This is a genomic window from Acinetobacter sp. ANC5681, from assembly GCF_023488045.1.
Taxonomy (GTDB): Bacteria; Pseudomonadota; Gammaproteobacteria; order Pseudomonadales; family Moraxellaceae; genus Acinetobacter.
In genome coordinates, this window is sequence record NZ_JAMFKZ010000008.1 from 1 (window position 1) to 12,181 (window position 12,181).

The 12,181-nt window shown below is 37.1% G+C and carries 14 protein-coding genes and 1 pseudogene; 2 read left to right on the plus strand and 13 right to left on the minus strand.

The genetic code is table 11. From position 1 onward, the window contains the following. Window positions 1-141: 141 nt before the first annotated feature. Window positions 142-231 carry a hypothetical protein gene (locus tag M5121_RS06635; RefSeq protein WP_349628952.1) on the minus strand — a complete coding sequence of 30 codons (90 nt, stop codon included), beginning with the start codon at window positions 229-231 and terminating at the stop codon, window positions 142-144. 138 nt (window positions 232-369) lie between these two features. After that, the gene (locus M5121_RS06640; protein ID WP_249570692.1) at window positions 370-630 is read right to left on the minus strand and encodes a hypothetical protein; all 261 of its coding nucleotides are present in this window, start codon (window positions 628-630) and stop codon (window positions 370-372) included. Window positions 631-717: 87 nt separating this feature from the next. On the opposite strand from M5121_RS06640, the pseudogene M5121_RS15985 reads away from it, so the two are divergent. Next, window positions 718-908 (plus strand): annotated as a pseudogene (locus M5121_RS15985) (NAD(P)H-dependent oxidoreductase); the annotation flags it as partial. A 58-nt stretch (window positions 909-966) separates the two neighbouring features. Here the strand turns inward: M5121_RS15985 and M5121_RS06645 are convergent. Beyond that, window positions 967-1,713 (minus strand): iron-containing redox enzyme family protein, encoded by a 747-nt coding sequence (locus M5121_RS06645; RefSeq protein WP_249570693.1) that lies wholly within the window; start codon window positions 1,711-1,713, stop codon window positions 967-969. Window positions 1,714-2,055: 342 nt separating this feature from the next. Here M5121_RS06645 and M5121_RS06650 point away from each other — a divergent pair, with 342 nt between their 5' ends. Continuing rightward, window positions 2,056-3,294: a GGDEF domain-containing protein gene (locus M5121_RS06650; RefSeq protein WP_249570694.1), complete on the plus strand. Its 1,239-nt coding sequence runs from the start codon at window positions 2,056-2,058 to the stop codon at window positions 3,292-3,294. 67 nt (window positions 3,295-3,361) lie between these two features. Here M5121_RS06650 and aroC read toward each other — a convergent pair whose 3' ends face one another. The 10 genes from aroC to M5121_RS06700 form a co-directional block, all read right to left on the minus strand. After that, window positions 3,362-4,453, minus strand: coding sequence for a chorismate synthase (gene aroC, locus M5121_RS06655; RefSeq protein ID WP_249570695.1), 1,092 nt, complete (start codon window positions 4,451-4,453; stop codon window positions 3,362-3,364). Between the two features lie 10 nt (window positions 4,454-4,463). Beyond that, window positions 4,464-5,474, minus strand: coding sequence for a 50S ribosomal protein L3 N(5)-glutamine methyltransferase (gene prmB / locus M5121_RS06660; protein WP_087537106.1), 1,011 nt, complete (start codon window positions 5,472-5,474; stop codon window positions 4,464-4,466). 122 nt (window positions 5,475-5,596) lie between these two features. Next, the gene (locus M5121_RS06665; RefSeq protein WP_249570696.1) at window positions 5,597-6,784 is read right to left on the minus strand and encodes a vWA domain-containing protein; all 1,188 of its coding nucleotides are present in this window, start codon (window positions 6,782-6,784) and stop codon (window positions 5,597-5,599) included. Between the two features lie 12 nt (window positions 6,785-6,796). Beyond that, on the minus strand, window positions 6,797-7,648 hold the full coding sequence (locus tag M5121_RS06670; protein WP_004662110.1) for an AAA family ATPase: 852 nt from the start codon (window positions 7,646-7,648) through the stop codon (window positions 6,797-6,799). Between the two features lie 37 nt (window positions 7,649-7,685). After that, entirely contained in the window at window positions 7,686-8,072 is a 387-nt protein-coding gene (locus M5121_RS06675; RefSeq protein WP_087544996.1) for a hypothetical protein, read from the minus strand. Continuing rightward, window positions 8,065-8,370: a YcgL domain-containing protein gene (locus M5121_RS06680; protein ID WP_283772268.1), complete on the minus strand. Its 306-nt coding sequence runs from the start codon at window positions 8,368-8,370 to the stop codon at window positions 8,065-8,067. The genes M5121_RS06675 and M5121_RS06680 overlap by 8 nt, the downstream gene beginning before the upstream one ends. 138 nt (window positions 8,371-8,508) lie before the next feature. Continuing rightward, window positions 8,509-9,651, minus strand: coding sequence for a ribonuclease D (locus M5121_RS06685; protein WP_249570698.1), 1,143 nt, complete (start codon window positions 9,649-9,651; stop codon window positions 8,509-8,511). A gap of 279 nt (window positions 9,652-9,930) precedes the next feature. Further along, the gene (gene recR, locus M5121_RS06690; protein WP_005160191.1) at window positions 9,931-10,527 is read right to left on the minus strand and encodes a recombination mediator RecR; all 597 of its coding nucleotides are present in this window, start codon (window positions 10,525-10,527) and stop codon (window positions 9,931-9,933) included. Between the two features lie 66 nt (window positions 10,528-10,593). Next, the gene (locus M5121_RS06695) at window positions 10,594-10,923 is read right to left on the minus strand and encodes a YbaB/EbfC family nucleoid-associated protein (protein ID WP_004662103.1); all 330 of its coding nucleotides are present in this window, start codon (window positions 10,921-10,923) and stop codon (window positions 10,594-10,596) included. 11 nt (window positions 10,924-10,934) lie between these two features. Further along, window positions 10,935-12,122: an O-succinylhomoserine sulfhydrylase gene (locus tag M5121_RS06700; RefSeq protein WP_249570699.1), complete on the minus strand. Its 1,188-nt coding sequence runs from the start codon at window positions 12,120-12,122 to the stop codon at window positions 10,935-10,937. Between the last annotated feature and the right edge of the window lie 59 nt (window positions 12,123-12,181).

Genomic DNA, 12,181 nt, shown 5'->3' on the forward strand with positions numbered 1-12,181 from the left:
TCATTGACAAAAAACCCACTGGAGACTCTCCAGTGGGATTATTTGTACAACGAAAACGTCAAGTAACATAATGCAGAAATTATACGCAATTATTATAACATTAGTTAGATAGTCTATTTTCTTTATTTTGGCATTCTATAGTTACTTGGCATCATATTTGTCCACTTTTTTAAAAGCACGTGAAAAATGAGAAATATCTGCATAGCCTAAAAGATTTGAAATCTCTTGAATGGATAATTTATTTTTTTAAGAGAGTTTTTGCTTTTGCCTGACGGCTTTCACTAAGTGAGATTTGAAATGTTGTTTTTTCATTTGCAAGTTGGCGTTGTAAAGTTCTATCAGTTAAACCAAGATGCTTAGCGATTTGGTTCAACGACAAAAATTGCTGTAATTCTGCTTTAGAAGTTCTTTATTAAATATTAAACGATCTTGATCAGCACCAAAATTCACTTTATATCCATCAGAATTATCAGTATTTCTAGATATATCTTGATTATTTCCTTGCAATTCCATTTGGATATCTAAGTTTTGTTGAGCTAGATTCTTCAAAATATGAGTAAAACCTAAAAATAAAAAAATAATAGCATGACGATTAAATTTAAAATTATTTAAAGGTTGGTTAAAGTTCAAATATGCTATTTCATGTTCAATATAAAGCTTTGGCTGAAAAGCTACATCTATTAGAAGTTGTTGCGGACTAACGTTCCAATGTTCGCGGGATCTTTAGTCTATACAGGTTTTGAGGTACTTCCTCCTTTTATTGCCTACCATGTCCTATATATCACAGATGAAGAACGAGAAAAAATTCTTATTCGTTTTGAAGAATACATAGTTAATCTAGACAACTTAACGCGCCACTGGAGTCCCCTAAATTAAAGAATTTCTACGATAAAATGAATTCAGTTTAAAAAATTAAATAAAACTGCTACTTAGTACTCCAACTAAATAGCAGTTTATTCGGTATTTTTAATTATTATTTTGTAACTTATAACACTCATCTAAAGCCAGTTCATAATAAGCTAAGCCTTCTTTCGCTGCTAAAAAAGCTTTTCTCTGAGAAACTGGATCTTTATCGCATAATCTCTTAATCAGCTCCATCGCTTCATAAGGATGTAGATCATCATAGTGTGCATGAGCTCTTAACCATGCCAATGATCTTTTATTAATATTTACTTCTGGTGTTTCTGTATAAGCTTGTATTCCTTTATAAACATGAATGGTCCAATCGCCTGTCGCCCACTCTATTGCTAAATTTGTTGCAGCAATACTCTCCGCTAAACTTCCCCTAAAATTTACATCCCATAAAAAATGATTGACTGCATTCATTGCTACTGGTGGTCTAACTTCATTCAACATTTCAGTCGTTATGCCAAAACCCTTCGCCCAATCTTGATACCAATGTAAATGTCTTTCTTCAACTTTGATATTTTGAATTAACCAATCTCTAGTCTCAGTTACACCATCTAAAGAAAAAGCCGTCGCTTTAGCTAAAGCACCTGCCATATATGATGGAAAATGAGCAACCAAAGGATAAAAATTTAATAATGCTGACCGAAAGCATTCTAAATTTAGGCTACCGCTTGCCATATTTAAAAATAAAGGGTGTTTGCTTACTCGTTCTTTTGCAGGAACAAGTTCATCCCAAAATTGTTGTGCCCATTCTGAGTGAGGTGTTATTTCTAGTTTTGTTCCATATTGCTTCATAACAGTCATTTCGATCCATCCTATTTCGTATGACTTATTTCAATCATTTTCCACGATTGCTGCTTATTTTTATAGCTAGATTGTATCCTAATACAATCAATATACAATGATTGTTATTTAATTTGTAACATTTTTTTATCTGTTCAGCATTTTATTAAGTTTAATCATTATATTAGTTGGTAATATATTCATATTACACCCGAAAAATATAGAATACTGGCAATAAAATCTGATTATCATAAAAAATGATTAATTTTATATAATCCAATACACATTTTATTTAATACAGTGTAACGTAGTTAACAATCCCTATTTACATTTATAAGAACATTGGGGGCGATGAGAGATAAGATGAAGTTAAAAGCATCCAACTTACTCGGGCAAGAACAGATTGACTTGTTAATTTCTCGCGGACTAAATTTAGTTTGGTTTCCTAAAGAATTAGAGGTCATTTATAAAGATCAGTATAAAAATGAAGCTGCATATGAATTCCGTTACCGTGCACCAATCATTCTATGCCTCTATTTATATTTAAGTTTTGGTACTTATCAAGTTCTACCTACAGAGCTACGCACTGCATGGGTCGCGTACTACGGTTGGGTGGGCATGATAATTGTTTTTGCATGGTTACTTGCTTTCATTCCATCAATGAATAGATGGTTTGATTACTATGTTTGCTTAGGCTCTACAGGTGCCGTCGCTCTTACTTTCACGTTAATTAATGTATTGGAACATGGCCAGAATAACGTTCTTTTTCATGCTGCCATGATGTATGCCGTGGTCATTATATATGGCTTCGTTGGTATGCGATTTTATACAGCGATGTTTGCTGGTTGGTCTGGTGGTTTAATTGGTATTGCTATTAGTGTTTGGCTTAATGGATCAATTGATTGGACTTACTTAAATCGAACTTATACTTCTAGTAGCTTTCTAGGAATGGCTTTAGCTTATGCAATAGATCGGCAACATAGAGAGAATTATCTACAAGACTGTATGATCGAACTAAATCGATTAGAGCTTATGCGTCAGGCGCAACAACTTTCAATTTTATCTCAACAAGATGCTTTAACTGGTTTAGCAAACCGTAGATACCTCGATGAAGTGCTTGAAAATGAGTGGAAACGCTCAATCCGTCATGAAGTTCCTATCACAATCATGATGATCGATATCGATTTTTTTAAACTATACAATGATACATTAGGCCATATTCAGGGGGATCAATGTCTTAGACGAATTGCCATTTTGCTGGGTTCAATCTCATCGCGAAGTGGAGATATTGCGGCACGTTATGGCGGTGAAGAGTTCTTACTTTTATTTTCCATGACGGATAAAGATCAAGCACTGATACAAGTTCAACGTTTAATGCAATTAATGCAATTAATGCAAAATATAGGGATTGCACATCCTAGAAGTAATGTCTCTAAATATGTAACGATCAGTGTGGGTGTTGCAACAACAACTCCTCATCTTAATGACAGCCTATCAGAGTTTATCTCTCAAGCAGATCATGCTTTGTATGTAGCAAAAAATAATGGTAGAAATCAATATCATGTTGCAACGAGTGAAAATGTAATTTCTGAGACTTTATAAGATTAATTTTTTATTATTAAAAAACATACTTGCGCGCAAAGTGTCGCAAGTATGTGAAAAATTAAAATTATGGCTCAATTGGTTGGAATGGAACTACAACATCAGCATTTTGAGCACGATGTCTTAAAAAATGATCCATTAGAACAATTGCTAACATTGCTTCAGCAATTGGAGTCGCTCGAACGCCCACACAAGGATCATGACGACCCTTGGTTAACACATCTGTATTTTCTCGATCAATTGTAATGGTTTTACCAGGAGTGGTAATACTTGCGGTTGGTTTTAAAGCAATCGCGACACGAATCGTTTGACCACTTGAAATACCACCTAAAATTCCACCAGCATGATTTGCAAGGAAACCATCTGTGGTTAATTCATCACGAGTTTCGTGACCAAACTGTCCAGCAACTGCAAAACCATCCCCTATCTCAACGCCTTTAACCGCATTGATACTCATCATAGCGTGAGCAATATCTGCATCGAGACGATCAAATACAGGTTCACCCCAACCGACGGGTACTTTTTCAGCAATAATTTCGAGTTTTGCACCACAACTAGTGCCTTGCTCACGCAATGCTGTGACTAATTGCTCGAAGCGAGGAATTGCATCAACATCACCACAGAAAAATGGATTATTTGGCACTTCAGCCCAATCTAACTTTTCTGCAATTTCATTCCCGATCTGTGTTACATGTCCGCGGATATCAATACCAAATTTTTCTGCCAAATACTTTTTAGCAATCGCACCTGCCGCAACACGCATTGCTGTCTCACGTGCACTTGAGCGACCACCACCACGATAATCACGGAAACCATATTTTTGAGTATAGGTATAATCAGCATGACCAGGACGGAATGTTTGGGCAATATTACCGTAGTCTTTTGATTTTTGATCTGTATTACGAATCAATAAACCAATTGATGTACCCGTAGTTTTGCCTTCAAAAACGCCAGAAATAATTTCAACTTGATCAGGCTCTTTACGTTGCGTTGCAAACTTAGAAGTACCCGGCTTGCGGCGATCCAAATCTTTTTGCAAGTCTGCTTCGCAAAGTTCTAGTCCCGGTGGTACGCCATCTACAATTGCCATCAAACCAACACCATGTGATTCACCACATGTGGTCACACGGAATAACTGACCAATACTATTGCCTGCCATTTTCAGCCCCTTAATTTTGAATAGATTGCTGGAATATATCTTTATAACGGCGGCATTGTTCCGCAGTTAATGCAAAAATACCAGAACCACCTTTTTGGAATGTAAGCCAATGGAAATCAACAGTATTAAAGTTTTGACGCATCGCCCATTCTGAATTACCGACTTCGATGACGATTAAACCATCTTCTGTCAAATAGTCAGCAGCTTGCGCTAACATTTTACGAACCAAATCCAAACCATCTTGACCAGCAGCAAGTGCAAGCTCAGGCTCGTGTAAGAATTCTTCTGGTAAATCTGCCATATCCTCTGCGTCTACATATGGAGGATTACTTACGATTAAATCATATTGATTTTCAGCAGGAATTTTTGCAAACAAATCAGACTCAAGTAATGCGACTTGATATTGCTTATCATGGTGTTCAGCATTAATTGATGCAACTTCTAAAGCTTCTTTGGAAATATCAGTTGCATCGACTTCAGAATCTGGGAATGCATAAGCTAAAGCGATTGCAATACAGCCAGAACCCGTACACATGTCTAAAATACGTTGTGGCGTTTTCGGATTCGTGTTTTCTGGTAAATTATTCAATGCTTCGAGCATTTGACCATTTTCATTCAAACAATATGGTGCAAATCGTTGTTCGATCAATTCAGCAATTGGCGAACGCGGAATCAGTACACGTTCATCTACATAATAAGGTTTATTACAGAAATATGCCAAATTTAATAAATATGAGGTTGGAATACGATCATTGATGCGACGTTCTAATAGACTTAAAAATTCTGCTTTTTCAGTTGGTAGTAATTTTGCATCTAATATTTCTGCATCAGCTTTCCATTCTAGGGACAGTGTTTGCAAAACAAGTGCAGAGCTTTCCGCAAAATAATCTTCAGTACCTTGACCTAAGTGTGCATCATATTGACGAAGTGCGGTTACACCAAAACGAATAAAATCTCGAATGGTTACTAAGTTTTCAGCCGCTTCTTGTAAATGTTCAGGGCTGATTGTAGGTCGCTCCACTTAGGCGTCTCCAAAAGTGCTAATTGCAAAAACGCTTTATTCTAACGGGATTAGCATCTATTTAACAGAAAAAAAACCGCCTCTATACAGAAGCGGTCATTATAAAGTATTCATATGAATTTTTAACGTGACAAATAACGCGTCATATCTTCAATGCCTTTTAGTGTCATTGGGTACATATGATTTTCAAAAATTTCTTTGATCCAGTTAATGGTCTGGGTGTAATGCCAGTAACCTTCCATTTCAGGGTTTAACCAAGCGGTTTTGTCAAAATGCTGACGTAAACGTCTAAGCCATACTTCGCCCGACTCATCATTCATGTATTCAACTGAACCACCTGCCGACTTGAGTTCGTATGGTGCCATACTGGCATCACCGACAACAATTACACGATAGTCGCGACCGTAAGTATGGAATAAATCCCATGTATTCATGCGTGTTGAACTACGGCGATGGTTGTCTTTCCAAACATAATCATAGAGACAATTATGGAAATAGAAATATTCTAAGGTTTTGAACTCAGACTTCGCCGCACTAAATAATTTTTCACACTCAGCGATATAGGCATCCATTGAACCACCAACATCAAACAGCATCAGCACTTTAATACGGTTACGACGCTCAGGAACCAATTGCACATCCAAAATGCCCTGCTTAGCGGTTTCACGAATAGTCCCATCAACATCAAGCTCTTCAGCCGCGCCTTGACGCGCAAACTTACGTAATCGGCGTAATGCAATTTGCATCTGACGTGTTCCCAACACCTGATCGTCATCAAGATTCTGGTATTTGCGCTGCTCCCATACTTTTACCGCTGAACGTTTACGCCCTGGCCCACCTATTCGGACACCTTCAGGATGATCACCAAAAGCACCAAAAGGTGAAGTTCCGCCTGTGCCAATCATACGATTGCCACCCTGATGTTTTTTATGCTGTTCACGTAAACGTTCTTCCAACATTTTCATCAGTTCTTCTAAAGAACCTGCTTTTTGTAGCTCAGCACGTTGCTCTGGTGTCAGATTTTTTTCTAAGAGTTCTAGGTCAAACCAGTCTTTAGGTAACTTGTGAACTTGTTTAAGTAGTTCATCTAGATCAAAAGTTTCAATGCCATCAAAATAATCTTTCATGGCACGATCGAATTTATCAAAGAAACGTTCATCTTTGACTAAAACTGTTTTAGCCAACTGATAGAATTCTTCCTGATCTGCAAATACCAGACCTGATGCAACCGCTTGGTTGAGATCAATCAACTCACGAGTTGTAACAGGTACACCATATTTACGTAAGGTGTAAAACAATCGCACAAACATGTGATTACACTCTTAGCGGCGTGACATAAAAGCTAAACGTTCAAGTAATTGTACATCTTGTTCATTTTTAATCAGCGCACCATACAATGGTGGGATTGCTTTAGATTTATCATGATTACGCAATACGTCTTCAGGCATATCATCTGCCATAAGCAAGCTTAACCAGTCAATTAACTCTGACGTTGATGGTGGTTTTTTTAAATTCGTGACTTCACGTAACTTAAAGAATATTTGCAATGCTTCACTGACCAAAGTATTCGAAATATTTGGAAAATGCACTGCAATAATTTCACGCATGGTTGCTTCATCAGGAAATTCAATATAATGAAAGAAGCAGCGACGCAAGAATGCATCTGGTAATTCTTTTTCATTATTCGAAGTAATAATCACAATTGGGCGTTGTGTTGCGGTAATGGTTTCACCAGTCTCGTAAACATAAAACGACATTTTGTCGAGTTCATGCAATAAGTCATTCGGGAACTCGATATCCGCTTTGTCAATTTCATCAATTAACAATACACAACGTTCTTCACTCGTAAATGCTTCCCACAATTTACCAGGTTTAATATAGTTTTTAATGTCATAGACTCGGTCATCACCTAACTGGCTATCACGCAAGCGAGAAACCGCGTCATATTCATACAAACCTTGCTGAGCTTTGGTTGTTGATTTGATATGCCAAGTAATTAGTTTTAGACCTAAACTTTCTGCAACTTGTTCTGCAAGTAATGTTTTACCTGTACCTGGCTCACCTTTCACCAATAATGGTTTTTGTAAAGCACGCGCGGCTTTTACCGCAAGTTTCAGGCTGTCAGTTGCAATATATTGATCTGTACCAGTGAAGTGTTGTGTATCAGCAGACATTTGAAAACCTTATTTTTCTTTAACTTTATGTGAATATCTAAACCGAACGTGCAAGTTTATTTGCACTGTATTTTGACCAGCAGAAGCCGATCAATAATCCTGTACCAATGACAAATAGAATCAAAGATAAATTTGACCAGATTAAAACATGCTCTTTTGTGAGCACACCAAAAATCAAACCAAAAATAGCAGGTGCTAATTCTGAATTGGGGCCTTCAGAGATTGTTGGTGTAGCAAGGATTGCAAAAACAATAATCCAAAGAATTCCGCCTATTGGATTCGGCATACGTGACATCAAACGATACCAGCACCATAATGCAATCATTGCACCTGTAACATACACAATAATCGCAACATTCTCTTCAGGGAATTGATCCAGTACAGATAGAATGTGAGACCATATTGCAGTTATCGTTTCAAGCACCACGCAAACCCTCTGGTTCTACCGCATTTGGATTAATAAGTCCTTCTGGCGGCATTTGAATAAAAAAGCCTTTGGTCTGTAATGAGTCTAAGACATGCAATACATTTACACGTGCAAGTTTGCGCTCACCATGAAGTTCCAAATGCATTACAAAAGTAGCTTTTCCAAAAGCTTGTAAGACACTCTCAGGAATAGACTCAAATGGATTTTCTGATTCCTGATCTGCAGAATAATTTGGACGAGCAATATACATATACATTTCGTCTTTTTTGCTTGATCTATAAATATCGCAGTGCATGTTTACTCACAACTCTTATCAATCTTAGAGACTATTGGTCATTTTTATTCCAACAGACTTTAAACAGCATACATGAAAAAAAAACTAGGTACATTAACGAATGTTAACGCAACAGTCGTCTTTCACAGCTGAACTATTTTACCTAGCTAACTTCATTTGCGCCGCCAAATATTCAATATCTTGTCGCAGTAATGCCACCAATGGCTTGGTCAAGATATCGTAGCGCCAGCCTAACAAATAATTCGGCAATTCTTGCTCTTCTAAATGGAATACAACATATTCATAAATTGCATTCAGCCATTTCTTACGTAGTAAGACTTCTTTAGGAATGCCAGTTTCAAATACGACTCGATCGATTAAAGCATCAATTTGAGGCGCAACTTCTTTAGAATTATTCTTCACAGGTCTTGCTATTCTTAATGGCCATTCATCTTCAGGTGGTAAAAACTTTAATAAATCCAAGATGGTTTTGCCATGTTCACGTACAATGTTTGGACGAATATCTTTAACTTGGGCAAGTTGGAAATTATTACGTGGATTTTTTTCCACTAAATCTAGCATTGTTGTATTTTTGAGAACAAAACTACGCGGTTGATTCATGGCTTTAGTAATTTGCTCACGCCAAATACTGAGCTGCTGTAATTGCATTAACTCACGACGTGAATGGCGATAATTACCAATATCGGTATATAGCTCTGTCAATGGAGTTTCTATCGCAATTTCTTTCGTTAAATTCTGACAATCTTCCAAAACATATTGATAAAGCCCTTTACGCTGTAAATCATGTTTTAATGTATCAGCGAGCTTTGTCAAATATAAGACATCATTTGCTGCATAATTAATTTGCTCTTGGCTTAAAGGGCGTGCCAACCAATCTGAGCGAGTTTGATCCTTATCAATATCAATATTTAGGCAGGTTTTTAATGCATTTTGATAGCTTACTTGAAGCCCATGACCAAGAAATGCCATTGCGATCTGCGTATCAAATACATTTTTTAATGGTTTTTGATCTGCATAATGATAAATTAAATCAATATCTTCGCCACACGCATGAAAGATATTCTGCTGTGCAGTAAAAACCTTCTGCCAAAACTGCTCTAAATCAAGTGCTACTCCATCTAGTAAAGCAATTTGACCATTACAATTAATCTGGCATACCCCAAGTTTTGGATATAAGGTATCAACCTTAATAAACTCAGTATCAAGTGCGTAGGTAGAACATTGTTCCATTTGACTGAGGAGAACAGCAAGGTCTTTTTGCTGTTGAATGAACTGAAACATATTTGCTCAAGTAAAATAATAAAAAACACTAGCAATACAACTGTAAAAATACAGTTTTTGCTGAAACGAAACTAAATTAAATCTACAAAGAATAATTTAATCACTATTCCACATGAAAAACATGAAATTACTCCTATTCTATTCATCAAAAACGAAAATCCTTTTCGTTTGCTTATACTGCCATAAATTAAAGCAAATATACCTAAAATAATGTTAGACAAAATGTAAAAGTGAATTATTTGTTTAAATTAATAGCATGAATTTACAATAAATATAAAACTATTTCATCTTCATACGATTATGTACCGCTTGACTTAACGTATGACTATCGACATATTCTAATTCGCCACCTTGTGGTACGCCTTGTGCGATTCTTGTCATGTGAATTGGCAAATGTTTCGTTGCCTCAACTAAGTAATGTGCTGTCGCTTGACCTTCCACGGTGGCATTAGTTGCTAAAATTACTTCTTCAATCTGTCCTTGGCTTAATCGTTGAATCAAATATGGAATACCAATTTCTTCAGGACCTATTCCATCCAATGGAGACAAATGACCACCAAGTACATGATATTTACCTCTAAAGCTTCCACTTTGTTCGATTGCCATGACATCAGCTGGAGATTCAACCACACAAAGCAATTGCTCATCTCTTTCTACAGACGCACAAATATCACAAATTTCATTTTCAGTTAATGAATGACAAATATGGCATTCGTGAATATGGCTCGAAGCCTCGTGTAATGCATAAGATAATGCAAAAGCACCTTCACGATTTTTCATCAGCAAATGCAACGCCATACGTTGTGCAGATTTTGGACCAACGCTTGGTAAAATACGCAATGCTTGAACTAGCTGTTCAAATCGTTCACTAAACACAGATCAACTCTATTATTTATAAAAAAGGTTCTCTAAGCCTCACCAAAAGACTTAGAGACTTTTGGCTTAGAATAAACCAGATAAACCTGGTGGTAAGCCCATACCTGAATTTGCACCTTGAAGTTTTTCTTCAGAAATAGCTTCGGCTTGACGTGCTGCATCATTCATCGCAGCAGCAATCAGATCTTCAATCATATCAGCTTCATCTTGTAATAAGTCTGGGCTAATTTCGATACGCTTAACGACATTACGGCAAGTCATAGTTACTTTAACCAAACCACCGCCAGCTTCAGCATGAACTTCCGTATTAGCAAGCTCTTCTTTGGCTTTTTTAAGATTTGATTCCATATCTTTTTGCATGCGCTGAGCTTGCTGCATGAGCATATTAATGTTCATAAGTTTCTCTCTTAAATTAAATCTAAACCGCGTGATAGGTCGCGAATAATATCATTAATATCTTCTAAACCAACAGAAACACGAATTAAGCCTTCTTCAATTCCTGCAGCCTGTTTGGCTTCAGGCGACATTCTACCATGTGAGGTCGTTGCTGGATGTGTAATTGTTGATTTAACATCGCCTAAATTACTGGTAATCGATAAGAAGCGCGTATTATCAATAACCGTCCACGCACCTTCACGTTCGCCTCTTACGACAAAAGATACAACACCGCCAAAACCTTTTTGCTGTTTTTTGGCTAATTCATGTCCGGGATGATCTGTTAAACCAGCGTAATACACTTTTTCAACCTTTTCATGTTGATGTAACCACTCCGCAAGTATTTGTGCATTTTCACAATGCGCTTTCATACGAATACTCAGCGTTTCTAAACCTTTTAAGAAAATCCATGCATTGAATGGACTCATTGAATTACCAAGGGTACGCACAACGCCATTAATTTCTTCAAGTAAATCGTTTTTGCCAACAACTGCACCACCTAATGCACGCCCTTGACCATCAATATATTTTGTTGCTGAATAAAGTACTAAATCAGCACCAAACTTAATCGGTTGTTGCAATACTGGTGTACAAAAACAGTTATCTACAGCAAATAATGCGCCATTGGCATGGGCAATATCTGCAATTGCTTGCATATCACCAACCTGTGCCAAAGGATTCGAGGGTGTTTCAATAAAGAGAATACGTGTATTTGGACGAATCGCTTGTTTCCAGCCTTCAAGATCATCCAAATCGACAAAAGTCACTTCTACAGCAAATTTAGCAACATATTTTTCAAATAAAGCAATGATTGAACCAAATACTGCGCGAGAACAAATCACATGATCGCCAGCTTTTAAATATGCCATACACATCGCATGTACAGCAGCCATACCAGAACTGGTCGCAACTGCACGCTCTGCGCCATCTAATATTGCTAAACGTTTTTCAAAGGCTTGCACTGTTGGATTGGTATAACGTGAGTATGTATTTCCTGCGATTTGCCCAGAAAATTTTGCAGCAGCATCTGCGGCACTTTCGCAAACAAAAGAAGATGTTAAAAAGATAGGTTCACTATGTTCCCCTTCAAAGGTACGATCATGCCCTGTGCGAATAGCCAGTGTTTCAAGTTGGTATTCTAAATCATCGCTTGGATTCATCGTTTTGTATGCCTTATGATCAGGTGTTTAAATATGCCAACATTTTGAGCGCCTAACGT

Excerpts from the sequence above, each read along its gene's own strand:
- M5121_RS06650 (WP_249570694.1), top strand. The coding sequence starts at position 2,056 with ATGAAGTTAAAAGCATCCAACTTACTCGGGCAAGAACAGATTGACTTG.
- M5121_RS06685 (WP_249570698.1), bottom strand. The coding sequence starts at position 9,651 with ATGTTTCAGTTCATTCAACAGCAAAAAGACCTTGCTGTTCTCCTCAGT.
- M5121_RS06695 (WP_004662103.1), bottom strand. The coding sequence starts at position 10,923 with ATGAACATTAATATGCTCATGCAGCAAGCTCAGCGCATGCAAAAAGAT.
- M5121_RS06670 (WP_004662110.1), bottom strand. The coding sequence starts at position 7,648 with ATGTCTGCTGATACACAACACTTCACTGGTACAGATCAATATATTGCA.
- M5121_RS06680 (WP_283772268.1), bottom strand. The coding sequence starts at position 8,370 with ATGCACTGCGATATTTATAGATCAAGCAAAAAAGACGAAATGTATATG.
- M5121_RS06665 (WP_249570696.1), bottom strand. The coding sequence starts at position 6,784 with ATGTTTGTGCGATTGTTTTACACCTTACGTAAATATGGTGTACCTGTT.
- aroC (WP_249570695.1), bottom strand. The coding sequence starts at position 4,453 with ATGGCAGGCAATAGTATTGGTCAGTTATTCCGTGTGACCACATGTGGT.
- M5121_RS06645 (WP_249570693.1), bottom strand. The coding sequence starts at position 1,713 with ATGACTGTTATGAAGCAATATGGAACAAAACTAGAAATAACACCTCAC.
- M5121_RS06700 (WP_249570699.1), bottom strand. The coding sequence starts at position 12,122 with ATGAATCCAAGCGATGATTTAGAATACCAACTTGAAACACTGGCTATT.